At 67.5% G+C, this 25,261-nt stretch carries 24 protein-coding genes; 18 read left to right on the top strand and 6 right to left on the bottom strand.

All coding sequences use genetic code 11. From position 1 onward, the window contains the following. Position 1: 1 nt before the first annotated feature. From ribH to OG203_RS09635, 3 genes are all read left to right on the top strand, one after another. Positions 2 to 481, top strand: a complete 480-nt coding sequence (gene ribH / locus OG203_RS09645; RefSeq protein WP_405165335.1) for a 6,7-dimethyl-8-ribityllumazine synthase — start codon at positions 2 to 4, stop codon at positions 479 to 481. Between the two features lie 155 nt (positions 482 to 636). After that, a complete protein-coding gene (locus tag OG203_RS09640) occupies positions 637 to 1,098 on the top strand; it encodes a PH domain-containing protein (RefSeq protein WP_405165334.1) in 462 nt (153 codons plus the stop codon). An 84-nt stretch (positions 1,099 to 1,182) separates the two neighbouring features. Beyond that, a complete protein-coding gene (locus OG203_RS09635) occupies positions 1,183 to 1,722 on the top strand; it encodes a GNAT family N-acetyltransferase (protein ID WP_405165333.1) in 540 nt (179 codons plus the stop codon). 47 nt (positions 1,723 to 1,769) lie between these two features. Here OG203_RS09635 and OG203_RS09630 read toward each other — a convergent pair whose 3' ends face one another. Beyond that, the gene (locus OG203_RS09630) at positions 1,770 to 3,734 is read right to left on the bottom strand and encodes a gamma-glutamyltransferase family protein (RefSeq protein ID WP_405165332.1); all 1,965 of its coding nucleotides are present in this window, start codon (positions 3,732 to 3,734) and stop codon (positions 1,770 to 1,772) included. Positions 3,735 to 3,958: 224 nt separating this feature from the next. On the opposite strand from OG203_RS09630, the gene OG203_RS09625 reads away from it, so the two are divergent. The 9 genes from OG203_RS09625 to tpiA all read left to right on the top strand — a co-directional run bounded on the left by OG203_RS09625 (position 3,959) and on the right by tpiA (position 13,947). After that, on the top strand, positions 3,959 to 4,654 hold the full coding sequence (locus tag OG203_RS09625) for an HAD family hydrolase (protein ID WP_405165331.1): 696 nt from the start codon (positions 3,959 to 3,961) through the stop codon (positions 4,652 to 4,654). Between the two features lie 137 nt (positions 4,655 to 4,791). After that, positions 4,792 to 5,235 (top strand): hypothetical protein, encoded by a 444-nt coding sequence (locus tag OG203_RS09620; RefSeq protein ID WP_405165330.1) that lies wholly within the window; start codon positions 4,792 to 4,794, stop codon positions 5,233 to 5,235. 172 nt (positions 5,236 to 5,407) lie between these two features. After that, entirely contained in the window at positions 5,408 to 7,417 is a 2,010-nt protein-coding gene (gene uvrC, locus OG203_RS09615) for an excinuclease ABC subunit UvrC (RefSeq protein WP_405165329.1), read from the top strand. 174 nt (positions 7,418 to 7,591) lie between these two features. Next, positions 7,592 to 8,572 (top strand): RNase adapter RapZ, encoded by a 981-nt coding sequence (gene rapZ / locus OG203_RS09610; protein WP_405165328.1) that lies wholly within the window; start codon positions 7,592 to 7,594, stop codon positions 8,570 to 8,572. Next, positions 8,569 to 9,615 (top strand): uridine diphosphate-N-acetylglucosamine-binding protein YvcK, encoded by a 1,047-nt coding sequence (yvcK, locus tag OG203_RS09605; protein ID WP_405165327.1) that lies wholly within the window; start codon positions 8,569 to 8,571, stop codon positions 9,613 to 9,615. The genes rapZ and yvcK overlap by 4 nt, the downstream gene beginning before the upstream one ends. Further along, positions 9,606 to 10,589, top strand: a complete 984-nt coding sequence (whiA, locus tag OG203_RS09600) for a DNA-binding protein WhiA (RefSeq protein WP_040736336.1) — start codon at positions 9,606 to 9,608, stop codon at positions 10,587 to 10,589. Before yvcK ends, whiA begins: the two co-directional genes overlap by 10 nt. 307 nt (positions 10,590 to 10,896) lie before the next feature. Next, positions 10,897 to 11,916 carry a type I glyceraldehyde-3-phosphate dehydrogenase gene (gene gap / locus OG203_RS09595; protein ID WP_405165326.1) on the top strand — a complete coding sequence of 340 codons (1,020 nt, stop codon included), beginning with the start codon at positions 10,897 to 10,899 and terminating at the stop codon, positions 11,914 to 11,916. A gap of 4 nt (positions 11,917 to 11,920) precedes the next feature. Next, positions 11,921 to 13,135 carry a phosphoglycerate kinase gene (locus OG203_RS09590; RefSeq protein ID WP_405165325.1) on the top strand — a complete coding sequence of 405 codons (1,215 nt, stop codon included), beginning with the start codon at positions 11,921 to 11,923 and terminating at the stop codon, positions 13,133 to 13,135. Positions 13,136 to 13,149: 14 nt separating this feature from the next. Beyond that, the gene (gene tpiA, locus OG203_RS09585) at positions 13,150 to 13,947 is read left to right on the top strand and encodes a triose-phosphate isomerase (RefSeq protein WP_405165324.1); all 798 of its coding nucleotides are present in this window, start codon (positions 13,150 to 13,152) and stop codon (positions 13,945 to 13,947) included. A 57-nt stretch (positions 13,948 to 14,004) separates the two neighbouring features. Here tpiA and OG203_RS09580 read toward each other — a convergent pair whose 3' ends face one another. Both OG203_RS09580 and OG203_RS09575 read right to left on the bottom strand, forming a co-directional pair. After that, a complete protein-coding gene (locus OG203_RS09580; protein ID WP_405165323.1) occupies positions 14,005 to 14,787 on the bottom strand; it encodes an META domain-containing protein in 783 nt (260 codons plus the stop codon). Between the two features lie 48 nt (positions 14,788 to 14,835). After that, positions 14,836 to 16,257 carry a lipase family protein gene (locus OG203_RS09575; RefSeq protein ID WP_405165322.1) on the bottom strand — a complete coding sequence of 474 codons (1,422 nt, stop codon included), beginning with the start codon at positions 16,255 to 16,257 and terminating at the stop codon, positions 14,836 to 14,838. A 162-nt stretch (positions 16,258 to 16,419) separates the two neighbouring features. On the opposite strand from OG203_RS09575, the gene OG203_RS09570 reads away from it, so the two are divergent. From OG203_RS09570 to secG, 4 genes are all read left to right on the top strand, one after another. After that, complete coding sequence (locus OG203_RS09570) at positions 16,420 to 17,049, top strand: TetR/AcrR family transcriptional regulator (RefSeq protein WP_405165321.1); 630 nt, start codon at positions 16,420 to 16,422, stop codon at positions 17,047 to 17,049. Between the two features lie 342 nt (positions 17,050 to 17,391). Then, a complete protein-coding gene (locus OG203_RS09565) occupies positions 17,392 to 18,312 on the top strand; it encodes a DMT family transporter (protein ID WP_405165320.1) in 921 nt (306 codons plus the stop codon). A gap of 244 nt (positions 18,313 to 18,556) precedes the next feature. Beyond that, entirely contained in the window at positions 18,557 to 20,152 is a 1,596-nt protein-coding gene (locus tag OG203_RS09560) for an MFS transporter (RefSeq protein WP_405165319.1), read from the top strand. Between the two features lie 60 nt (positions 20,153 to 20,212). Further along, the gene (gene secG / locus OG203_RS09555; protein ID WP_405165318.1) at positions 20,213 to 20,446 is read left to right on the top strand and encodes a preprotein translocase subunit SecG; all 234 of its coding nucleotides are present in this window, start codon (positions 20,213 to 20,215) and stop codon (positions 20,444 to 20,446) included. Here the strand turns inward: secG and OG203_RS09550 are convergent. Together OG203_RS09550 and OG203_RS09545 are read right to left on the bottom strand one after the other, a co-directional pair. Continuing rightward, positions 20,433 to 21,566, bottom strand: a complete 1,134-nt coding sequence (locus OG203_RS09550; RefSeq protein WP_405165317.1) for a YbfB/YjiJ family MFS transporter — start codon at positions 21,564 to 21,566, stop codon at positions 20,433 to 20,435. The two genes, secG and OG203_RS09550, sit on opposite strands and share 14 nt — an antisense overlap. 84 nt (positions 21,567 to 21,650) lie before the next feature. After that, positions 21,651 to 22,499: an SDR family NAD(P)-dependent oxidoreductase gene (locus OG203_RS09545; protein WP_405165316.1), complete on the bottom strand. Its 849-nt coding sequence runs from the start codon at positions 22,497 to 22,499 to the stop codon at positions 21,651 to 21,653. 134 nt (positions 22,500 to 22,633) lie between these two features. Here OG203_RS09545 and OG203_RS09540 point away from each other — a divergent pair, with 134 nt between their 5' ends. Together OG203_RS09540 and OG203_RS09535 are read left to right on the top strand one after the other, a co-directional pair. Then, positions 22,634 to 23,623 (top strand): alpha/beta fold hydrolase, encoded by a 990-nt coding sequence (locus OG203_RS09540; protein ID WP_405165315.1) that lies wholly within the window; start codon positions 22,634 to 22,636, stop codon positions 23,621 to 23,623. A gap of 60 nt (positions 23,624 to 23,683) precedes the next feature. Beyond that, positions 23,684 to 24,286, top strand: coding sequence for a hypothetical protein (locus OG203_RS09535; protein WP_405165314.1), 603 nt, complete (start codon positions 23,684 to 23,686; stop codon positions 24,284 to 24,286). Between the two features lie 48 nt (positions 24,287 to 24,334). Here the strand turns inward: OG203_RS09535 and OG203_RS09530 are convergent, their stop codons facing one another. Then, the gene (locus OG203_RS09530; protein WP_405165313.1) at positions 24,335 to 24,844 is read right to left on the bottom strand and encodes a hypothetical protein; all 510 of its coding nucleotides are present in this window, start codon (positions 24,842 to 24,844) and stop codon (positions 24,335 to 24,337) included. Positions 24,845 to 25,261: the final 417 nt, after the last annotated feature.

The raw sequence follows: 25,261 nt of genomic DNA, 5'->3' as shown, positions 1-25,261 counted from the left end.
GATGAGCGGTACCGGCGTACCGACTTTCGCGCTCGCGGATGCCAAGGATCTGAAACTCGGCATCGTCGCGTCGCGCTGGCACACCACGATCTGCGACACCCTGGTGGCGAACGCCGAGCAGGTGGCCAAGGACGCCGGCGTCCTGCACGTCACGGTGGTCCGCTGCGCTGGCGCGATGGAACTGCCGGTGGTCGCGCAGGAACTGGCCCGCACGCACGACGCGGTCGTCGCGCTCGGCGTGGTGATTCGTGGTGGCACACCGCATTTCGAGTACGTGTGTGACGCGGTGACGGCCGGGCTCACCCGGGTCTCGCTGGACGCGGGCACGCCCGTCGCGAACGGGGTGCTCACCACCAACGACGAGGAGCAGGCGTTGGACCGGGCCGGGCTGCCCGGTTCCGCCGAGAACAAGGGTGAGCAGGCGTGTGCGGCGGCGCTCGATGCCGCGCTCACCTTGCGCTCGCTGCGGCAGTCCGTCTAGTGAGCGGGCTGGTCCCTCTCGCTGCGTCATGCCGCTCGGGGCCGGGCGCGTCCTGCCGCCGAGTCGATCCCACTGCGCGTCGCCGCAGTTCACGCGGAGGTGCACGTTAACTGATGCCGGTCGTCCGCATTTTCCGAAGGAACGCCGAACCCGTTGTGGGACAGGGTGATACGCCGGAGTGGGACCTCGAGGTCCGCCCGCACCGCGCGGTGTTCACCGCACGAATCGTCGCCGCCGTCATCGCCATCGCCTTCCTCGCTGGCGGCATCTGGCTGCGCACCGGCTCCACCGGAGTGAACTTCCGCGTCGCCGACCAGCTCGCCATGATCGGCATCGGCCTGCTCATCGCCGCCGCCGTTCTCCTGCTCACCCGCCCCAGGGTCCGCGTCGGACCTTCCGGCGTCTCGGTCCGAAACATCCTGGGCGACAGCGACTTCCCCTGGAACACCGTGCTCGGCGTCACCTTCCCCGACAAAAAAGCTTGGGCCCGCCTCGAACTCGTCAACGACGACTACGTCCCCATGCTCGCCATCCGCTCCAACGACAAGGAGCGCGCCGCCCAGGCAATGGACAAGCTCCGCGAGCTGGGCGCGAGGTACACCGCCGAACAGGAGTGACCGGCGGCGCCACCGTTGCGACGCGGCGCGCGTGTCGGGGGTTGGTGTCGGGGTTGGCGGCGCGATGGCCGTTAACCTGCACGTATGCAGACCGGTGCGTTCGTGCTTGCGGCGGCCTTCGCAGAGGATCCGCTGATGACCTACTTCTGGCAGCGTCCTGCGCTGCGGCAGCACGCGCTGCCACTGTTCTGGGATTCGCGCATCGCGTCGCGGACCGAGACCGGCATGGTCGATTCCATGTGTGACGAGGACGGCAACATCGTCAGCGTCGCGCTGTGGGAACCCGCCGGTGTGGTCGCGTCGATCGCCAAGCCGTTCACGCTGTTCCGCGCGTTGAAGGGCAGCCTCCCGCGCGCACTCGCGGCATCCCGCCAAATAGAAGACGTCCGCCCCGAAACCCCGCACCTGTACCTGGCCGCCGTCGGCACCCGGCCGGATGCACAGCGCAAGGGCTTCGCCTCATCCCTGCTCGAGCAACGCCTCGCCAGCTCTGTAGAGCCCTGCTTCCTGATCTCCCACTCCCGCGCGGACCTCCGCTTCTACGAGCGCTTCGGCTTCGTCCAACAAGGTGAGCTGGCCATCGACCACGGCCCCGTCGTCTACCCGATGCTCCTGTCCCGCTGACCAGGCCGCGCCACATGACCAACGGGACATGGTGGCGTGGCTGTTGCTCAGCGCGGGTCGCCGAGGACCGCGCCCTCGCGGCGTGGATCGGCGCCGCCGACCCAGCCGGTGCCGTCGTGTAGCAATGCGCTGAGGCCACTGGATTGGGGAGCTAGCGAGACCTGGTGGCCCAGTTGGCGGAGACGGGTGACCAAGGGATCGTTGTTGCCGTTGTCGGCGGTGATGATGCTCGGGTGTTCGCCGCCGAGGTCGGTCTCTGGACTGTTGCCGGCGCCGAAGGAGAGGGAGGACACGGCCTGTTGCGGGTCGAGGCCCCAATCCAGCATGCCGATCAGGGTTTTCACGACGAACTGGATGATCACCGAGCCGCCGGGAGAGCCGGTCACGTGGGTGAGGGCGCCGCGGGAGCCGTCGGCGGCCTTGTCGAACACGAAGGTCGGGGCCATCGAGCTGCGCGGGCGCTTGTTGGGCTGGACGCGGTTGGCCACCGGGACACCGTCGGTGCCGAGCGGGTCGGCGGAGAAGTCGGTGAGCTGATTGTTCAGCACGAATCCGTCGACGATGTGGAACGAGCCGAACGCCGATTCCACCGTGGTGGTCATCGAGGCCGCGTTGCCGTACTTGTCTACAACGGAGAGGTGGCTGGTGCCGTGCTCGGGCGGCTGCGGGCCGACGCCGAGCGGGACGGGGCCGAAGTCGCCGGGCTGTGCGGTACCCATGCTGTGACCGCGGTCGATCAGTGCGGCGCGCTGCTTCAGGTAGTCCTTGTTCAGCAGGGTCTGCGGTGAATTGCCAGGCAGCGGAATGAAATCGGTGTCGGCCACGTACTTGTTGCGGTCGGCATAGGCGAGGCGCTCGGCCTCGGTGATCAGGTGGACCGCGTCGGCCTTCGGTTTGCCACCGTTGCGGGCCTCGACACCGGACCCGAGATTGTCCGGGGGCAGCGCGGCGAGATCGAAGTTCTCCAGGATGCCGAGGGTCGAGGCGACGGTGATCCCGCCGGATGAGGGACTCGGCATGCCGCAGATCTCGTGCGTGCGATAGGTGGTGCAGAGGGCGGTGCGCTTCTTCGCCTGATAGTTCGCCAGATCGGCGGTCGTGATCAGGCTCGGGGTGCGGCCGCCTGAGGTCGTGGTCGCGGCCTGCACGATGTCGGCCGCGATCGCGCCGGTGTAGAAGGCCTGGGCGCCATCGGAAGCGATGGCACCCAACGTCTTCGCCATCGCCGGGTTGGTGAGCACGGTGTCGGCGGCCTTGGCGGTGCCGTCCGGATTCAGGAAGTACGCCTTCGCGGCATCGTCGAGGGCGAGATCCTTGGCCGACTCCCCGATCTGTTCGGCCATCCTGGGGCTGATCGGGAAACCGTGATCGGCGAGCTGGATCGCCGGGTCGAACAGTTCGCGCCAGCCGGTCTTGCCGTGATCGCGATGCGCCATCTCCAGCATCCGCAAAACGCCGGGCACGCCGATGGATCGACCGCTGGCTCGCGTGTTCGGCTTCGGCTGGGACCGGTCGACGTCATTGACCCAGCGCAGATAGTTCTCGGTGGCCGCGGCGGGCGCGACCTCGCGTCCGTCATAGGCGTCGACCGACTTGGTCGCGGCGTCGTAGTACATCAGGAACGAGCCGCCGCCGAGGCCCGACGCCTGCGGCTCGACCAGCCCGAGTACCGCCTGCGCCGCGACCAGCGCGTCCGCGGCGGTGCCGCCGTCGCGCAACACCGCGCACGCGGCCTTCGTCGACACCGGGTTGGCCGTCGACACCGCGAACGTCTTGGTGTGCACCGGCGTCATGCCCGACCGGTAGCCGGTGGAGATCTCCGGGTTGGTGCTGATGTTCTGCGTCGTGCCGCCCGCGGCACCGGTCGGTGTCGCGGCTACCGGTGTTCCGTTCGGCACGGTGTCGCAGACGCCGCCCGCCGTGTTCTCGTCGGACGTACAGGCCGTGACCGTCCCGAGAGCGAGCAGCACCGCCGCCGCAACACCCGTCCACGTTCCTCGCGCGCGCCTCATGGGGGGACTCTAACTCCCGGCACCGACACCGGGGGATGGTTTGTCGTACCAGAGGTCCATCGCCTCGCCGAGGGCGGATTCGTCCCATCAAGGGGCGTCGATTTCCCAGCTACCGGGATGAACTCGATTGCGCGGCACCGCTTGTCGTCCCGGTCCGGCCCGATCGGCACCACCGCGGCCTGCGACGACCTGGCCCACCGCGCACCGATCGGTAGGCTGGTCCGGTGACCATCGAGGCGGTGCTCTTCGACTATTCCGGGACCTTGTTTCGACTGGAGGAGGACGATTGGTGGGTCGACCATCTGGTCGCGGCCGACGGTCGAGCCTTCGACGTGCACGAGAAGGCCGAGATCCTGCGCAGAATGACAGCGCCGGTCGAGCAACTCGTGCAGTTCGGCACGGAAGGCCAGTACGCCTGGGACAACCGCGATCTTGACCCCAAGCTGCATCGACAGGCTTATATGGCAGTCCTGCGTAAGTCCGGCGTGCCGACCGACGATCAGGCGGACTTCCTCTACCGGCGCCTGATCGATCCGATGTCCTGGACGCCCTACCCCGACGCCGAAGAAGTGCTGACTCTGCTTGCGGCCCAAGGCATTCAGGTCGCGGTAATCAGCAATATCGCCTTCGACATCCGCCCCGCCTTCAGCTCGCGGAACTGGGACAGATACGTCGACGCCTTCGCCCTCTCCTTCGAGATCGGCGCGATGAAACCCGATCCCCGCATCTTCGCCGCCACCCTCGACAAACTCGGTGTCGAACCCGAGGCCGCCCTGATGATCGGCGACAGCGCCGAGGCGGACGGCGGCGCGACCGCCCTCGGCTGCCGATTCGCCCTGGTACACCCGCTACCCACCCAGGAACGCCCGACCGGACTCCTCGACGCCCTACGCGAGCACGGACTTTCGCGCTATCAGTGATCCCCGGCTCCGGTCACCGATCACGGTCGGATCTTTTTCCGGTCACGAATTCGGTGCCCGAGTTGTCCGACTCCTCGTGGTGATCTACCGTTCTGCCCGCGCGCCCGTTGATTCGGGCCGAGAGTGTGGATCGGGAAGTGGGGGGCGCCGTGGGCGCGGAGTTTTCGGACGAGGATTTAGCCGTCGCCGAGAAGCTGTGGGCATGGGATGTGCTGCCCGAGCCCGCCAGGGAAGCGCGGGAGGCGGCGTGGGGTCTCGCGGGATTCGGTCTCGCCTACTCGGTGATCATCGGGCTGGCGTTCGGGGGTGAAGCCGCAGGTGGCGCGGCGATTCAATTCCTGTTCAGCTGGCTGCTCGCCCTCGTCGCCTGCGGGTTCGTCCGTGGCGCGAGCGGCGTGCGTGTGCTGGCGATCATCTTGGCGCTCGCGCAGGCCATGGTCGGCTGGGGAACCCACCCCGGCGAAGTGCCGTTCGAGCCGTGGATAGTGGCGGTGCTCTATTCGCTCGGCGCGACGATCGCCATCGTCTACCAACTGAACCGCGCCGAAACCAAGGCATGGTTCGCCGTCTACGAATCCTGAGGTCGCGGCCTGCAGCAGGGCGAAACGGGTCGGGCAGCGAACCTCAAGTCGTGCAGTGTGTTTCGGCGAGGCGCCGCGTGACCGGCCGAATCGCAACACCGCCCGCGGGCTGAACCCGGCCGACACCCGGCGCTGTGCCGTACCTGTCGGACGTGCTCGATAGGCTTGGTGGGTGGCAGATCCAGCGACGTACCGGCCCAAGCCGGGCACGATCCCCGTCGAACCCGGCGTGTACAAGTTCCGGGACGCACATCGGCAGGTCATCTACGTCGGCAAGGCAAAGAGCCTGCGCAGCAGGCTCAACTCGTACTTCGCCGACGTCGCGTCGCTGCATCCGCGCACGCGCCAGATGGTCACCACGGCCGCGAGCGTCGAGTGGACGGTCGTCTCCACCGAGGTGGAGGCGCTGCAGCTCGAATACAACTGGATCAAGGAATTCGACCCCCGCTTCAACGTGCGGTACCGCGACGACAAGTCGTACCCGGTGCTCGCCGTCACGTTGAACGAGGAGTTCCCCCGGCTGTTCGTCTACCGCGGCGCGCGCAAGAAGGGTGTCCGGTACTTCGGCCCCTACGCGCATGCCTGGGCGATCAGGGAAACCCTCGATCTGCTGCTGCTGGTGTTCCCCGCGCGCACCTGCTCCAACGGAGTGTTCAAGCGGCACAACCAGATCGGGCGCCCCTGCCTGCTCGGCTACATCGACAAGTGCTCGGCGCCGTGCATCGGCAGGGTCAGCGCCGCGGAACACCGCCAGATCGTCGAGGACTTCTGCGACTTCCTGGCCGGGCGCACCGACCGTATGGTGCGCCAGCTCGAGCGCCGCATGCAGGACGCCGCCGAGGACCTCGACTTCGAGAATGCCGCGCGCCTGCGCGACGACGTGCAGGCGCTGCGCCGCGCGCTGGAGAAGCAGGCCGTCGTGCTCGGCACCGGCACCGACGCCGACGTGATCGCCTTCGCCACCGACGAGTTGGAGGCGGCGGTCCAGATCTTCCACGTCCGTGACGGCCGGGTCCGCGGCCAGCGCGGCTGGGTGGTCGACAAGTCCGGCGACGCCATCGACGCCCCCGAGGCGGGCAGCGAGCTGGCCGTGCTGGTCGAGCAGTTCCTCACCCAGTTCTATGGCGAACAGGTTTCGGTCGCCGAACTCGGCGAGGCCGAGCAACCGGCCACCGTGGTTCCGCGTGAGGTGCTGGTCCCCGAACTGCCCGCCGACGCCGACCAGATCCAGGAATGGCTGTCCAACCTGCGCGGCTCGACCGTGCAGCTGCGGGTACCTCAGCGCGGCGACAAGAAGGCCCTCGCCGAGACCGTGCAGCGCAACGCGATGGAGGCCCTGCAGCAGCACAAGCTCAAGCGCGCGGGCGACCTCACCTCGAGATCGGCTGCGCTGCAAGCCATTCAGGACGCGCTCGAACTCGACAGCGCCCCGCTGCGGATCGAATGTGTCGACATCAGCCACGTGCAGGGCACCGACGTGGTCGCCTCGCTGGTCGTATTCGAGGACGGCCTGGCCCGCAAATCCGAGTACCGCCACTACACGATCAAGGAGGCCGCGGGCGACGGCCGTTCCGACGACGTCGGCAGCATCAGGGAGGTGACCAGGCGGCGCTTCTACAAGCTGCAAAAGGAACGCGACCTGATGGCGAGCGAGGATCTGGCGGAGGCTGAGAACATCGACGGCACACCGGATCTCCTCGCCCGCCCCGGCATCGATCCGGACACCGGCCGCCCACGCAAGTTCGCCTACCCGCCCAATCTGTACGTCGTCGACGGCGGCGCACCCCAGGTCGCGGCCGCGGCCGAGGTGCTCGACGAACTCGGCATCACCGATGTCGCGGTGATCGGCCTGGCCAAACGCCTAGAAGAGGTGTGGGTGCCGGGGGAGAGCGACCCGGTGATCATGCCGCGCAACAGCGAGGCCCTGTTCCTGTTGCAGCGGGTCCGCGACGAGGCACATCGATTCGCGATCACCTTCCACCGCAGCAAACGCTCCCGCCGGATGACCGCGTCCGCGCTGGACTCGGTGCCCGGCCTCGGTGCGGCGCGCCGAACCGCATTGGTTACCCATTTCGGTTCCGTCGCCAAGCTCAAACAGGCCACGGTGGAGGAGATCACCGAGGTCCCCGGCATCGGCCTGGCCACCGCCAAAGCGGTGCTCGCGGCACTGCAGGGTGGGTGAGAAACATCGGAATCATCGGCTTCGCTGCCATCCACCTATATCCTCGGTACGGTTCCAATGCATGTTTGTGAACCGTCCACTGCGCTACGGAAGGTAATCGCGCATGTCTGCGCCCGATACCGGGACAGGTGCGGGATGATTCGAGAGGTACCCAAGAGACGGATCCGGTAGGACATGACACGCGTCGAATCGAACAACACTGCGGGCAATCCGCGACAGACCGAGGGGCGGGCCAGCCCCTCGAGCGCTGTCGCGGCGTCGAACCCGCAGGTCGAGGTCGTGATCGTGACCGGACTATCCGGCGCGGGCCGAGGCACCGCCGCCCGCGTGCTCGAGGATCTCGGCTGGTACGTGGCCGACAACCTACCGCCGGAACTCATCGGCCGGATGGTCGAACTCGGCTCCTCCGCCGAGCCGCCGATCCGGAGCCTTGCCCTGGTGATGGACGTGCGAAGCAGGTTCTTCACCGGCGATCTCTCGGTGGTCACCGACCAGTTGCGCACACTCGGCATCCAAACCAGGGTGCTGTTTCTCGAAGCATCCGACGATGTGCTGATCCGCCGCTTCGGCTTTGCCCGCCGCCGCCACCCGCTGCAGAGCGAGAGCAAGGACGGCACGCTCTCGGCGGGCATCGCCGCGGAACGAGTCCGGCTCTCGGCCGTGAAAACCGCGGCAGACCTGGTCATCGACACCACCGAACTGTCCATCCACCAGCTGCATCGCAAGCTGGAGGAGGCCTTCGGCGGCGGCGCGCCCAGCGCGCTGCAGCTGACCGTGCAGTCCTTCGGCTTCAAGCATGGGGTTCCACTGGACGCCGACATGGTGTTGGATGTGCGTTTTCTACCTAATCCACATTGGATACCGGAATTGCGGGAACACACTGGTCAGGAATCAGTGGTGAGCGAGTACGTGTTGTCGCGCCCCGGCGCGGACGATTACCTGCGTACCTGCCACCACCTGGTCGATCTGACGATGGACGGTTACCGCCAAGAGGGGAAGCGATACATGACGGTGGCAGTGGGCTGCACCGGAGGCAAGCACCGCAGCGTGGCGATAGCCGAGGCGCTCGGCGAACTGATGAGCGAGGTCACCGGCGTGACCGAGGGATCAGCCGACGTGGTGCGGGTCGTGCATCGGGATCTGGGGCGCGAATGACAGGGTGGGAATCCGATCCCAGCATTGTCGCGCTGGGTGGCGGGCACGGGCTCTACGCGACTCTCACCGCGATCCGGCGGCTGACCAGAAAGATCTGCGCGGTCGTCACCGTCGCCGACGACGGCGGTTCGTCCGGTCGCCTACGCGCCGAACTAGGCGTGCTACCGCCCGGTGACCTGCGCATGGCGCTCGCCGCGCTGGCCGCCGAGTCCGACGGCATCTGGACGCAGACCGTGCAACACCGCTTCGGCGGCACCGGCGCGCTGGCCGGGCACTCGGTCGGCAACCTCATCCTGGCCGGATTGACCGAGGTGCTCGGCGACCCCGTGGCCGCCTTGGATGAACTCGCGAAGATGTTGCGCATCACCGGACGGGTGCTCCCGATGTCACCCATCGCGCTCGATATCGAAGCGGATGTGGCTGGGCTGGAAGCGGATCCACGCGTCAGCCGCTGCATTCGCGGTCAGGTCGCCATCGCGACCACGCCCGGCAAGGTCCGGCGGGTTCGGTTGATACCGTCCGACCCGCCAGCGAGCCAGGAAGCCACCTCGGCCATCGAACACGCCGACGTGGTCGTTCTCGGACCAGGATCCTGGTTCACCAGCGTCATCCCCCATGTGCTCGTCCCCGAACTACGAGAGGCGCTGGTGTACACCCGAGCCAGAAAAGTTCTCGTGCTGAATCTCGCCGCCGAGCCCGGTGAGACGGCGGGTTTCTCCGCCGAACGGCACCTGCATGTATTGTCCCAGCACGCACCGGAATTCGTGGTCGACGAAGTTTTGGTCGATTCGGGGTCGGTGCCCGAGGGTCGCGAAAGAGAACATGTGGCGAGAGCTGCCGAACAGCTGCGAGCACGGGTAACCTTCTCCGATGTCGCCGAGGCGGGGACGGACCGGCATCACCCCGGAAAGCTTGCCGCCGCACTGGATCAACTGATCCGGCAACCTCGGCCGCAAATGGCAGGGCTTCGAGTCGAGGGACGGCACATGGGTCAGGATGTGCGTTCCGGGTTGGGTGGAAAGGAGCGCGTCTCGTGGCGATGACAGCCGATGTGAAAGACGAGCTGAGCAGGCTCACGGTGTCGCAAGTCAGTTCCCGCAAGGCGGAACTGTCCGCACTGCTGCGCTTTGCGGGCGGCCTGCACATCGTCGGCGGGCGGGTGATCGTCGAGGCCGAGGTGGACATGGGTTCCATCGCCCGCAGGCTGCGCCGGGAGATCTTCGAGCTATACGGCTACGGCTCCGACGTGCACGTGCTCGGCGCGGGCGGTCTGCGCAAGACCTCCCGCTACGTGGTGCGCGTGTCCAAGGAGGGCGAGGCGCTGGCCAGGCAGACCGGGCTGCTCGATGTGCGCGGTCGTCCGGTGCGCGGCCTGCCGGCCCAGGTGGTCGGCGGCAGCATCGCGGACGCCGAAGCCGCTTGGCGCGGAGCGTTTCTCGCGCACGGTTCGCTCACCGAACCGGGTCGCTCCTCCGCGCTGGAGGTCAGCTGTCCTGGTCCGGAGGCGGCGCTCGCGCTCGTCGGCGCGGCCCGCAGGCTCGGCATCACCGCCAAGGCACGGGAGGTGCGCGGCACCGACCGGGTCGTGGTGCGCGACGGCGAGGCCATCGGCGCGCTGCTCACCAGGATGGGTGCGCACGGCACCCGCATCGTCTGGGAGGAGCGCAGGCTGCGCCGCGAGGTACGGGCCACCGCCAACCGGCTTGCCAACTTCGACGACGCCAACCTGCGCCGCTCGGCCAGGGCCGCGGTCGCCGCGGCCGCCAGGGTGGAGCGCGCGCTGGAGATCCTCAGCGACGACGTGCCCGACCATCTCGCCGCCGCAGGCAAGCTGCGCGTGCAGCATCGTCAGGCGTCGCTGGAGGAACTCGGCCAGCTCGCCGACCCGCCGATGACGAAAGACGCTGTGGCGGGCCGGATTCGGCGCCTGCTGTCGATGGCGGACCGGCGCGCCAAGGAGCTCGGCATCCCTGACACCGAGTCCGCCGTCACCGCCGAGCTGCTCGACGAAGCCTGACGCACTAGTCATCCGGCCGGTTGCCTGCCCAGGCGACCGGCCGGACGTCTGTGCCGCGAGCGGGCATGCGGATACCGGCAAAGGGGACGTATGTCACCCGTGCGGGGGAATCGCCCTGGAATGTCAGGGTGATTGACGGGACTGCGGTGCTGGTAGGCGCACCGTACTGTGAGGAAACAGACCGGTCGGTGATTGATTTCGCTGGTTACCGTGGTGGTGTGTCCAGGTGCATGTCAGTGCGGTTACCGGCGGGCACTAGGGTTACAAGACATCGGAATGATCCGCTTGAAAGCTGAGGAGCGATAACGTGACTGTCCGGGTAGGCATCAACGGCTTCGGTCGTATCGGACGTAACTTCTTCCGGGCGGTGGAGGCGCAGAAGGCGCTGGGCACCACCGACATCGAGATCGTCGCGGTCAACGACCTCACCGACAACGCGACTCTCGCGACCCTGCTCAAGTACGACTCGATCCTCGGCCGCTTGCCGCAGGATGTCTCGCTCGACGGCGACGACACCATCGTGGTCGGTGACCAGCGGATCAAGGCGCTGGCCATCAAGGAGGGCCCGGCGGCGCTGCCGTGGGGCGACCTGGGTGTCGACGTGGTCGTCGAATCCACCGGCATCTTCACCGATGCGACCAAGGCCAAGGGCCACCTCGCCGCCGGTGCCAAGAAGGTCATCATCTCCGCGCCCGCCAAGGGTGAGGACCTGACCGTCGTCATGGGCGTCAACGACGACAAGTACGACGGCAGCCAGAACATCATCTCCAACGCCTCGTGCACCACCAACTGCCTCGGCCCGCTGGCGAAGGTGCTCAACGACAGCTTCGGCATCGAGCGTGGTCTGATGACCACCATCCACGCCTACACGCAGGACCAGAACCTGCAGGACGGCCCGCACAGCGACCTGCGTCGCGCCCGCGCCGCCGCGCTGAACATCGTGCCGACCGGCACCGGTGCGGCCAAGGCCATCGGCCTGGTGCTTCCCGAACTGCAGGGCAAGCTGGACGGTTACGCGCTGCGCGTGCCGGTCCCGACGGGCTCGGTCACCGACCTCACCGTCAAGCTGGCCAAGTCGGCCTCGATCGGCGACATCAACGCCGCGTACAAGGCCGCCGCCGAGGGCCCGCTCAAGGGCATCCTCAAGTACAACGTCGACCCGATCGTGTCGAGCGACATCGTCACCGACCCGCACTCCTGCATCTACGACGCGCCGCTGATCAAGGTCATCGACGATCAGGTGAAGGTCGTCGGCTGGTACGACAACGAGTGGGGCTACTCCAACCGTGTCGCCGACCTCATCGGCCTCGTCGGCAAGTCGCTCTGAGGCCATGACAGTCAAAACTCTCGAAGATCTGCTGAACGAGGGTGTCGAGGGTCGGGGCGTGCTCGTGCGTTCCGACCTGAACGTCCCCCTCGACGACAGCGGCCAGATCACCGACCCCGGTCGGATCATCGCATCGGTGCCAACGCTGAAGGCGCTGGTCGAGGCGGGTGCGAAGGTGGTCGTCACCGCGCACCTCGGTCGGCCGAAGGGCGCGCCGGACGCCAAGCTCTCGCTGGCGCCGGTCGCCGCGAAGCTCGCTGAGGAACTCGGCCGTAACGTTCAGCTCGCCGGTGACGTGGTCGGCGGGGACGCGCTCGCGCGCTCCGAAGGCCTGACCGACGGCGACGTGCTGCTGCTGGAGAACATCCGCTTCGATCCGCGCGAGACCAGCAAGGACGACGCGGAGCGGGCCAAGCTCGCCGCCGCGCTGGTCGAGCTGGTCGGCGACGACGGCGCGTTCGTCTCCGACGGCTTCGGTGTGGTGCACCGCAAGCAGGCGTCGGTGTACGACGTGGCCAAGCTGCTTCCGCACTACGCGGGCAAGCTGGTCGCGGCCGAGGTCGAGGTGCTCGCCAAGCTGACCACCGACACCGAGCGGCCCTACGCGGTCGTGCTCGGCGGCTCCAAGGTCTCCGACAAGCTCGCGGTCATCGAGGCGCTCGCGCCGAAGGTCGACACGCTGGTCATCGGCGGCGGCATGTGCTTCACCTTCCTTGCCGCGCAAGGTCTTTCGGTGGGCACCTCGCTGCTGCAGGAAGAGATGATCGAGACCTGCAAGGGCCTGCTCGACCGATACGCCGACGTCATTCACCTGCCGCGCGACATCGTGGTGGCGAGCAAGTTCGCGGCCGACGCCGACTCGAAGGTCGTTCCAGCGCACGAGATTCCGGACGGTTGGATGGGCCTCGACATCGGCCCCGAGTCGACCGCCCGGTTCGCCGCGCTGCTGACCGAGGCGAAGACGGTGTTCTGGAACGGCCCGATGGGCGTGTTCGAGTTCGAGAACTTCGCGGCCGGAACCCGTGGTGTGGCCGAGGCCATCGTCACCGCGACCGGTAAGGGCGCGTTCACCGTTGTCGGCGGTGGCGACTCGGCCGCGGCCGTGCGTGCGCTCGGTCTGCCCGACGACGGTTTCTCGCATATCTCCACCGGCGGCGGCGCGTCGCTGGAATACCTGGAGGGCAAGGAACTTCCGGGCATCGCAGTGCTGGACGATTGAGGAGTGGTACGGCTGTGACAAAGTCCCTTGCCAGGAAACCGCTCATCGCGGGCAACTGGAAGCTGAACCTCAACCACCTCGAGGCGATCGCCCTCGTGCAGAAGATCGCGTTCGCGTTGCCGGAGAAGTACTTCGCCAAGGTCGATGTCTCGGTGCTGCCACCGTTCACCGACCTGCGCAGCGTGCAGACGCTGGTCGAGGGCGACAAGCTGCTGCTCACCTATGGTGCGCAAGACATTTCGATGCACGACTCGGGCGCCTACACCGGTGAGATCAGCGGTGCCATGCTGGCCAAGCTCGGCTGCACCTTCGTCGCGGTCGGGCACTCCGAGCGGCGGCAGTACCACCACGAGGACGACGCCACCGTGCTCGCCAAGGCCAAGCAGGCGCTGAAGTTCGGGATCACCCCGATCGTCTGCATCGGCGAGGGCCTGAACGTCCGCGAGGCGAAGACGCACGTCGAGTACAACCTCGAGCAGCTGCGTGGTTCGCTGAAAGGCCTGACGGCGGAGGAGATCTCGAAGGTCGTCATCGCCTACGAGCCGGTCTGGGCCATCGGCACCGGCAAGGTCGCCACCCCCGCCGACGCGCAGGAAGTCTGCGGCGCGATCCGCGCGGAGCTGGCCGTGCTCGCCAACGCGGAGGTCGCCGCTGGCGTCCGCGTGCTCTACGGCGGCTCGGTGAATGCCAAGAATATCGGCGAGCTCATCAAGCAGACCGATATCGACGGCGCGCTGGTCGGCGGCGCATCGCTGAAGGGTGACGAATTCGCCACCGTGTCCGCGATCGCCGCGGGCGGCCCACTGCCGTAACCGTTTTCACGAACAAGAGCCGGGCATCAGCGATGCTCGGCTCTTTTCGTACTGGACTTACTCCGCGTGCAGTGTGAGCCCGCTGCCGTTGTCGTTGCGCAGGGTGAGGGTGTCGGCGTCGATGGTGGCGGTTGTCTTGCCGTCCAAGGCTTTCAGGACCGCCTGCTCGACCTCCATCACCGCCGGGTCGCACAGCATCCTCGTGGTGGCGATCTGGAAGGTGAGGTCGGCGTCGGGACCCGTTGCGCGGCCGGTCATTCGGTTGCAGCCCGCGCTGCCGGTGACGGTGCCGTCGGCGTCGATGGTGAGGGTCGGCTTCACCTCATCGATTGTCTGAGAACGGATTTTGGCGTCGGGGGTGATGAGGGCGGTGACGATCCACGGCGTGCCCTTGATCGGCTTGTCCGGCTGGGCGAGCTTCTTGTCCACCATGGTCACCGTCAGCTTGTCGGTCTTCAAGGTCAGCGTCGTGCTGTCGAGCTGCCAGGTTGGCTCGGAACTCAGTAGGCCGGTGAGCCATTCGTCGGTGCCCTGGCGGTCGCCCGTGCAGGCCATCAGGGTGCCGGCCAGGCCGGATACGTGCAGTTTGTGGTTGTCGAGGGTGACCGCGCCGGAATAGGAGTTACAGCCCGCGTCCGCGGCTATCCGGTCGTCCTTGAAGGAGAGGTTCAGTGGGCCGCCGCCGGGAATCGGGGCACCCTCCACCCTGGTGGAAACGAAGGTGCGGCCGACCAGCGTCGGCGCGGCCGGTTTCGGGTTCGAGTCGCCGCTCGAGCAAGCCGTGACCGCGAGGAGGGCCAACAGGACGACCGGGCCGAACCGCGCGAAAGTAGCCGACATGACGGCGATGCTACCGACGCCCTGCGGTCCGGCCGGGTGTTCAGCAGGTCAGACCGGCATGCCGAGCGCTGAGGCGAGAACTCCGCCGATGGTGTTGACCACAGCGCCGATCGCACCGGGGTCGAGGATCTCCGAGGGCACGTCGCGGTTGTGGCAGCCGGCCGCGGCGGGGATGCCGTTGAGTCGATCGTTGAGCCAGATCACGGCGGAACCCGCACCGGAGACGGCGGCGACACCGTGCTCGCTGAGCAGGTCACGGGTGTAGGCGACCTTGGCGTTCGGATCCTTGCAGTAGGTGTCGTAGAGCCTGTTGACCGCGTTCACCGGCATGACCTCGTCGAGCGGGGCCTCGTAGATGTAGATCGGCGCGGTAGGGGTGCCACGGCGGCCGAGGGCCAATTCGTCGAGCACCGGCTGCATTTCGGGCGCGCGGAGCGGATCGCCGCCGGGGTAGTCGAACAGGCCCTTGATGTTCACGAACGGGAAGCCCGCGAATTGCAGTGCGACACACTGCCCTTCGTGCACCACCCGCAATGCCTTACCGAACGGGTTCATGTACTGCTCGATGAACTGGTTGACCTGCGGGTATTCCCTTGCCACCCCGAACAATCCGCCGAGCACCGCGCCACCGAAGGTCGAGGTGCCGTTGTTGTAGTCGACGGCCATGGTGATATCGGCCATCAGGCCGCCGGTCGCGGAGCCGACGAGGTTCAGCTCGGGCGCGTACTGGGGCTGCAGTTCGGCGGCATGCCCGGTCGGGATGGCGCCGCCGGAATAGCCCCACAGGACGGTCCTGGTGGCCGCGCCGGACAGCCCGGCCTGGTCGAAGTTCTCCGCAGCCCGAATCCCGTCCAGGGTGATCCGCCCGCCGAGCGGGCCGACGGCATAGGCGGCGTTCGGCCCTTCATGGTCGGGAATGACCACGGCGTGCCCCAACTGGAGCATGGCCTGCACCTCGACGAACTCCATCTGGTGGACCGGACTCAGCGGGTTCGGCAGCGACCCCATCTGCAACGCATAGGACGGTGCGCAGTTCTGCGACAGCGAATCCTCCGCGAATTGGAACGAGACCAGTCCGCGCTGCCCGCTCGGTGCCGGGCGATACGGCACGATCACCGTGGCGACCGCGGGAATGGCCTCGCCGCGGGTATTGGTGCTGCGATAGGACAACTGCCAGGCCCGCGTATTGAGCGGGATCAGCCAGGCGTTGGCGAGATTGACCTGGCGTGCGGACAGGATTTCGCCAGGCTGCGCGGCGGCAACCCGGCCGGGGTCGGGGTTGTAGAACGCCGGGTCCAGGAACGGCGGGGCTGGCGGCAGCGGAAACGGCAGCGGCGGCGCCACCGGTACCGGATCCGCGTGTGCGGTGCCGATCAGCACGGGGCATACCGCGACGGTCAAGCCCGCGGTCAGTGCCAGACAAGTTCGCGCGACCATTCTCTTGGTGCCCGCGGCAGTGCCCATCTTCATCTCGGAACTCCTCTATACGCAACGCTGCGCGCTCTCGGGCAAAAAGAGAGCAACCGCTTCCTAAGTGGCGGGTCGACTGTAGAGTGCGCTTTGTCGCTGTGTCAACGATCACGCTGACCCGCTGTCGGCCGGTACGGGACCGAGCGGGCAGGATGGGCAGTCATGACCGGGAGCGCCGAAACATCGCGTCCACGCCGGACGCAGCAGCAACGCCGAGCCGCCACCGTGGCCAAGCTGATCGATGCGACGATCGCCGCGATCGGCGAGGTCGGCTATCAGCGCACGACCGTGCAGGAGATCTGCGGCCGCGCCGGGCTGTCCGTCGGGGCCATGTTCCGGCAGTTCGACAGCAGGCTCGACCTGATCGTGCGGACCGCCGAGGAGATCGTCACGCGGCAGACCGCCGCGTTCACCGCGGTGATGGAACACCTTGGGGATCAAGCGAATCCGCTCGACACCGCGCTGCGCTTCCTGCAGGCGGCCCAGTCCGACAACATCACCCACGCGCTGCGCGAGATCTACCTCGCGGCCCGCTCGGACGCCGAACTGCGGGTCAGGATCGCGCCGACCGTCGAGAACTACTACGACGAGGTCGTCGCCGCGGTGGACCGCACCGGGGTCCTGGACCAGTATCCGAAGCGCCTGCGCGAACCACTGTTCTTCATGGCGCTGCACGTGTTTTCGGGGCAGGCCGTCGTTCGCGGCGTGTATGAGCGCCCCGAACTCGACGACGCGGTCCTCACACTGGTCGAGGACATGCTCCGCGTCTACGCCGATTCGGTCGGCGAATAGGTCTCCCGGATGCGCTACACCGGCGGCTTCCTCGACGGCCCGGATCGGAGGGACAGGACCGGTCAGCTGGTCGCGCCGCCGGGCATTAGGATCGGGCGCGTGCACCGATGCTTTCCGATCACCCCGCCGCCCGCCTCCTGAGCGAGGTGTAGGCGTAACTCCGCATTCGCCCCGGGCAATAGGCAGTCCGACGACCGACTGCGCCCGGCGATGCCCGTTCCACGCAGTCGCTTCGGCGCTGCGCGATCCGAGGACCCGTTAAGGCGAACGCGCCCTTCGGCGTTCGTTGTGCACCTCGCTTCCGCGACCCCATCCCTCTCTGTCGCAGGAGCGCGAACCTTCATGTCCATATCTCTGTCAACGACCGGCCGTTCCGGGCTGGTCTATCTCGTCGGTGCCGGAATGCTCTGGGGCACCGGCGGTTTGCTCGGCACCCTGCTCGGACGTGCCAGCGGTTTGTCACCCGTCGCGGTGGCCACCTGCCGACTGGCCGTCGGCGGTCTGCTGCTCGTCGCCCTACTGACGGCAACCCGACGGCCTTGGCCGCGAAATCTGGTGGCCTGGCGCAGGATAGGCGCGGTCGCGGTGCTCGCCGCGACCTTCCAGGCGTGCTACTTCGGTGCCGTCGCGGCGTCGTCGGTCAGCGTCGCCACCTTGATCACCATCGGCGCGTCGCCGGTCATGGTCGCGCTGCTGGAACAGCTCACCGGACGCCGGGCGGTGGACCGCAGGCGGGCGGCGACGATCGGACTCGCGCTTGCCGGTCTGGCGCTGCTCGTCGGCGTGCCATCCGGCGATCTCGGCGCCGCCGGACTGCTTGCCGGTGCGGCCCTTGCCATTTCGGCCGCGGGCGCGTTCGCGACGGTCACCGTGATCAGCGCTCGGCCGATACCCGGCCTCGACCCGATGACCACCACCGGCCTCGGATTCACCGGCGGCGCAATCCTTCTCGCACCCCTCGCCCTCACCACCGGAATCACCTTCGACCCGAACCCCGGCACCCTCGCCCTGCTCGCAGCCCTGGGCTTGGTCCCGACCGCGGTCGCTTACACGCTCTACTTCCGCGGCCTGCCCGACACCGGACCCGGCACCGCCGCCGTCCTCGCCCTGCTCGAGCCACTCACCGGCGCGATCCTCGCCGCCATCGTCCTCGGCGAGCGGCTCACACCATGGGGCATGATCGGCGCCGCCTTGCTCACCGCGGCGCTCGTCCTCGCGGGCAGCAAGCCGAGTACCGGCGAAACAACGGATCGGATGCGCTGAGCCGCAGCCGGATCCGGCCGCAGGCGCAGACCGACACCGTCTCGCGGCACAAAGAACGCGGGCCTGGTGAGCAAGGCGATCTCGTGCTGCGCGACGGTGTCAGGTCCGTATGTTGTTGATCAACGCGGGGAGTCCGAGGACGGACGATGCGGCACCAGAGTTGATCTAGAGCGGGCCAGACGCGACGGCGTGCCGTCACCACCGGCGAGGCGGCCCTTCCGTTCGGATCGCTAAGCTTCAGTAAGTGATCACCGCCGTGAACAACACAGTCTCGACTTGGGCGCCGTTGCGGTCGAGGGTGTATCGCGCGCTGTGGATCGCCCAACTGGTGTCGAACCTGGGCACCTGGATGCAGACGGTCGGCGCGCAGTGGATTCTGGTCGATGAGCCGAACGCGGCCGCGCTCGTCTCGTTCGTGCAGACCGCGATCACGCTGCCGGTGATGCTGCTCGCCATTCCGTCCGGCGTGATCGCCGACCTGATGGACCGGCGCAGGCTGTTGCTCGGCGCGCAGTCGAGCATGGCGGTGCTCGCCGCGGTGCTCGCGGTGTCGACGGCGACCGGATACACCACCCCGTCGGTGCTGCTCACCCTGCTGTTCCTGATCGGCTGCGGGCAGGCGCTCACCGGACCCGCGTGGCAGGCGATTCAGCCGGAACTGGTGCCGCGCGAACAGATTCCGTCGGCGGCCGCGCTCGGCAGCATGAGCGTCAATATCGGACGCGCGGTTGGCCCGGCCATCGCGGGCGTGCTTGTCTCGATTTCCGGGCCGACGCTGGTGTTCACGCTCAACGCGGTGTCCTTCGGCGGCATCGTCGCGGTGCTGATCCTGTGGCGCAGGCCGCCGACGGATCGCCAGCTGCCGAGTGAACGCCCGCTGGCCGCGCTGCAGGCCGGGACCAGATTCATCAAGGCGGCGCCCGGGATCCGGCGGGTGCTGCTTCGCTCGATCCTGTTCATCGCCCCGGCCAGCGCGGTGTGGGCGCTGCTTCCGGTGATCGCGCGCGACGAACTCGGGCTGTCCTCGTCCGGCTATGGCCTGATGCTTGCCGCGCTCGGCATCGGCGCGGTGCTCGGCGCCGTCGGCCTGTCGCGACTGCGCACCCTGATGACGCCGACGCAGCGGCTGAGCACGGCCGCCGTGCTGTTCGGGCTCGCGTCGGCGGGCACCGCGGTGCTGCACATCGTGCCGCTCGTGCTTGTGCTGCTTGTCTTCGCCGGATTCGCCTGGCTGCTCGCCATGTCGACGTTGAACTCGACCATGCAGTTGCTGCTGCCCGCGTGGGTGCGTGCGCGCGGGCTTTCGGTGTATCTGCTGGTGTTCATGGGCGGGCAGGCGATCGGCTCGCTGGTCTGGGGTCTGGTCGCGGGTGCGGCAGGGCCGGTGTTCGCGCTGCTGACCGCCGCGGTGCTGCTCGGGCTCTGCGCGGTGAGCACGGTGTGGCTGCCGATCAGTCACAACGCGGAGAACATGGATCAGACACCGGCGGCGTTCTGGCCGGAACCGCAGCTGGTTGTCGAACCCGATCCGGCGGACGGCCCGGTCATGGTGCTGCGTACCTACGACGTCCCGCCGGAGAATGTGGACGAGTTCATGACCGCGATGGCGTTCGTCGGCCGGTCAAGGCAACGCACCGGCGCGATGGAGTGGCGGCTGTATCGCGACGTCGGCGTTGTCGACCGTTACGTCGAGGCGTTCGTGGTCCGCTCCTGGGCCGAGCACATGCATCAGCACCAGGTCAGGCTCACCGCGCAGGACCAGATCCGCGAGCAGGCGGCGTACGAATTCACCATCGGTGACGACCAGATCACCCACCTGGTCGCGATCTTGCCACCTTAAACTCGGCGTTGCCGAGTGCCTGATTCGGTGGTATTCGATCGTCCGCATACACTGTCGACCATGCGGATGTTCCTCGATATCCTCCTGATCATCGCCAGCGTGCTGCTGGTGCTGCTGGTGCTGCTGCACCGCGCCAAGGGTGGAGGTCTGTCCAGCCTGTTCGGCGGCGGTGTGCAGTCCAGCCTCTCTGGCTCGACCGTTGTGGAGAAGAACCTCGACCGAATCACCATCTTCACCGGCCTGGTGTGGCTCATCGCCATCGTCGGCATCGGCTTGGAGATCAAGTTCGCCTGATCAGGCGCGTCACCACACCGGCCGCGATCGTCGCAGCCGCCAGCACGATGGCGGCGATGACGAACGCGGCCGGATAGCTGTCGCCGATCACCGGCGCCACCACCAACGGACCGAGCATCTGCCCCGCACCATAAACGGCGGTGAGTGGTGCCGCCGTACTCCCGTCCGACAGCTCGCCGCCGATCCGAATCGCCAGCATCACGATGCCGAGGAACGTCGCGCCGAACAGCGCCGCCGCGACCACGGCGGGCCACACCGCGGTCGAGACGGCGGGCAGCACCGCCGAAACACACTGCGCCACCAGCGCGATCGGCATGGCGACCGCGGGGGACCAGCGGCGCGCGGCGATGCCCCACAGCACGGTCGCCGGTACCGCGGCCGCGCCGACCACCACCCAGACCGCCGAGCCGACCACCGGCCCGCGCTCATCGCTGACCGCCGCCACCAGGAACGTGCCGATCACGATATAGCCGACACCCTCCAGGAAGTACGAGACGAGCAGCGCCCGCCACGCGCCCCGCGACCGGATGGTCGCCTTGCCCCCGCGCCGACCAGGCTGGATATCGAGCCGCAAGGCGGGCACCAGCAACACCGCGGTCAGCACCGCCGAGACGAGCCACATGCTCTGCCAGCCCAGGAACGGCCGCACCGCCAACACCAGCACCCCGGTGAGCGCGATCCCGAATCCGACTCCGCCGAAAGCGATTCCGGCCGCCTCCCGACTGCTGCCGTGCCTGGCGGACACCCCGGCGCACGCGACGAAGATGACGGCGCTGGTGACACCGGCGATCAACCGCAGTGCGGCTGGGAAAATCGTCGGCGCCGGCACGGCCATCAACAGCTCGCTGACGATCAGCAGCGCGGCGCAGATACGGAAGGTGTTGCGGCTGTTCAGTTGCGGCCACCGCGTGAGCAGGATGGCGCCGAGCAGATAGCCCGCGTAGTTGGCGGTGGCGATCACGGCGCCGTCGTTGGTGCTGATCTGGTGTGCGTCCACCATGATCGGCAGCAGCGGCGTGTAGATGAACCGGCCGACACCCATCGCGGCGGCCAACCCGGCGGCGGCCGCGAACGCCGGTGCGAGACTACTGCGTGGTGCGGGAGCGATGGTAGCTGTCACTTCAATGACCGTACGGTCCGTCCCCGCGTCTGTGAAATGCTTTCTATGCACCGTGTATACGCGTGGTGCATGGACGAACGGGGGTCAGTCCGCGCGGGGAATGCGGCCGTCGAGGTCGGTGAAGTTGTAGGCGTCGGCGAGATCGGCCACCCGCCAGGCCGATCCGGTGCGGGTGCGGCGGTCGGGATCGGTGGCGAGCGCGACGACGGCGCGGCCGGGGAAGCGGGGTGTTTCCGCTTGGGCGAGGTCGAAGGTGCCTTCGCCGGGCAGGGTGACCAGGCGGTGGCCCTGTGCGTCGGCGGGGACCAGCTGCAGCAGTTCGGTGTCGACGATGCCCGGCCACAGGGAGACCACGGTGACCTTCGTGTCGGCCAGGTTGTGCGCCATGTCCGCGGTGAGGCGGTCCAGCGCGGTCTTCGCGACGCCGTACACCGCGTTGTGCATGTACCGTCGCGCACCCGGTGAGGAGATGTTGACGATCAAGCCGTCCGACTCGATCAGCAGCGGCGCCGCGAAAGCGCTTGCCACGTAATGTGATCGGACGCCGATATCGAAGGTCTCATCCCATGCCTTCGGCGGCACCTCCCAGAACGGCTTACCGAGCCAGCGTGCCGCGGCGGGGGAGTTGTAGACGTTGTTCACCAGGATGTCGAGGCGTCCGTGGTCGTCGCGGATCTGTTGGAACAGCCGTTGCACCGCGTCGTCGTCGCGGTGATCGCAGACGAACGGAATGCCGACCCCGCCTGCCGCATCGATCGCGGCGGCGGTCTCCCGCACCGTGCCTGGCAGTCGGCCCGGCGTGGCCGAGCGGCCGGTGACGAACACCGTCGCACCGGCCGCGCCGAGTTCCAGCGCGATGCCTTTGCCGATGCCGCGACTCGCGCCGGTGACCACCGCGATCTTGCCAGCCAGTGCGTTAAATATTCCACTCACGACTCCACCTCGCTAGCGCTCGGCTCCGTCGTGCGCGGACGCACGCTGTAATTGTGGTTCACTCGCTGACGCTCGCTCACGACTCCAGGACACTACAGTGAAACAAGAACACGTTCTAGGTTTTGGAGGCAGCAGTGGAGTTGACGCATCGGTTCGTGACGACCAACGGCGTCCGGATGCACGTCGCTGAGCAGGGCGAGGGGTATCCGGTGATCTTCTGCCACGGCTTCCCGCACACCTGGTTCATCTGGCACAACCAGCTGGCCTCGGTCGCCGCGGCCGGGTATCGCGCCATCGCGCCGGACCTGCGCGGTTACGGGCAGACCGACGTGCCGACGGACGTCGAGTCGTACACCAACCAGGCGGTGATCGGCGACCTACTCGCCCTGCTCGATGACATCGGTGCCGAGCAGGCGGTGTTCGTCGGCTTGGATTTCGGCGCGGCCCTGGTGTGGGAGTTGGCATTACGCGCGCCGGAACGGGTGCGCGGTGTCATCGTGTTGAACAATCCCTTCGCGCCGCGTCCGCCGAAGTCGCCGTCGCAGCTATGGGCGAAGGCCGCCGCACGACATTTCCTGCACCTGCACTACTTTCAGACCCCCGGCGTCGCCGACGCGGAATTGGGTGCTCGCCCAAGGGAATTCCTAGCCCGCGTCTACTACTCGCTCAGCGCCGACTACCACTACCTCGACACCTGGCAGTTCCCAGCGGAGGACACCGGATACCTCGATGTGCTCCCGGAAGCGCCGCCGCTGCCGTGGCGCTGGCTCTCCGAGCGCGAATTCGACACCCTGGCACGGGATTTCGAGCGCACCGGCTTCACCGGCGGCCTGAACTGGTATCGCGCGCTCGACCGCAACTGGGAACTCACCGCCGACTACGCCGACGCCTCGGTTACCGTCCCCGCCTACTTCATGTACGGCGATCACGACCCGGACATGGAGGGTTTCAGCGGCCGCGACCCACTGACGACGCTGCGTAATCACGTTCCCGGCCTGCGCGAAGTAACCAAGATCGCGGACGCCGGCCACCTGGTCCAGCTGGAGCGCGCGGCCGAGGTCGGCGCGCTGCTCACCGCCCACCTGCGCGAACTCGTCACCAATCCGTCCGACGTGCCCGCGTAGCGTCAAACCCGCTCCGCCGGTGCGCCGTTCATTGTCGGTGGGTGCCGCTAATGTTCGCTCATGAGTTACAGCCTGAGCGTTTACGTCGTCGAACTGGATAGGGTCAGGGCCGCCATCGGCTCGCGGGACGAACAGCTCGGGCGCATGATCGGCGGCCGGTTCAAGGCCCAGCTTGCGCACGCCGACGACTGGTTCGCCGACGAGATCGCCAACGGCGCCCCGGCCCGCTACGACGCGGTGCGCGCCGTCATCGACGGCGGCCCGTTCGATCAGACCTACGGCTTCCAATACGCCTACGCGTACCAAACGATCTGCCAGTTCTACGGCAGATTCCTGGACAACCGCTACTTCTCCCCGTTCCGTGGCAACTGGCTGGAAGAGGTCGACGAGGGCCTCGCCGAACTCGGCATCAAGGCGATCAGCCTCACCGGCTTCGTCTACCACGCGCTGCCCGCCGCCCTCCCCGAGCCGGACGAGCTACCCGGCTACGGCGAGTTGACCCCGGAGCAATGCGCCGAAGCCCTGGTGCAATGGGAATCGACGACCCCACAACAGCGCGAGGAAGTCGACCACGAGGTGCTGGCCGCGATCGAATCCTGCATGGAGTGGATTCGCGAGGCGCAGGCGCGGCCGGGCTGGGGGATCGCGGGATTCTTCGTCTAGACCGGCGGAGCTGGGCTGCAGGCAGCGGCCTGGCGTCGTCGGATCGCCCTAGCGGTATTCGTCCGCCCGCTTCGGATAGTCGGCCCACTGCGGCAGCGGTTGATAGTCGAGGTAGGCGGTGAGCCGGTCGAGCAGGTACTGCCAGCGGGGTCCGATCGCGCGCGCGTCCTCGGGGCTGACGTGACGGCGGATCAGTTCGACATTGGTGACCACGCCGACCTGGGTCATCCTGATCTCCAGCAGGCAACCGTCGATGTGCACGATCAGCTCGTGCGGCGCCTGGCAATGCCCGACGCGCACCGCGACGGGACGCGACACCGGTCCGTCCATCGGCTCGATCGTCAGATTGCCGCTGCCGCCCGACACCGCGCCGAGCCAGCGCGTCAGCTGCCCGCGGTCGGTCGCCGCCGACCACACCTCGAGCACCGGCTTACGGAACGATCGCAGGTAGTGCAGTAGAACTAGCTCGCTGTCCGCCGCGCCCTCGTGTTCCGGCCGAACCTCACCGAGCATGGACATCATGGTCATCGCCGTGCCCTTCGCCGCTGGTCTCGTCACTGCCACTGTATTTCCAGTATTCCCCGGTCGAATCCGAATCGTGGGGATACCGGACCGGCGTGCCAACACGGGATTCGACGTTGCCTCGACGAGGACGGCGGACGGCGGCGGCGTGACCGCGGTGTGACGAAGCGATGATCGGAAAACTACCGATCGGTAGCAAACCGGGGCGCAAGCATCGTTGAAAAATAAAGTAGCGCAATACAATACAACTATTGCGCAACCCGCTAACACCGCATATTAGATGCGCTCGCCGAGATGCGGAACCGGTTGGTGGTCTGTACATTTGGTGCAGCCCGAACTGCGCAGGAGGGGTCGGGACTCGTAGGGCATGCCTTCGTCGTGAACGTGAGTGCGAAAGTACGGAACTTGTCACAGTCATTGAATGCGCCGGAAGGCGAGCGTCGGGAACCACTG

The organism is Nocardia sp. NBC_01499 (assembly GCF_045040275.1).
Lineage (GTDB): Bacteria > Actinomycetota > Actinomycetes > Mycobacteriales > Mycobacteriaceae > Nocardia.
Note: the sequence above shows the minus strand (reverse complement) of the source record. Positions and strands in the feature narration are given on the sequence as shown.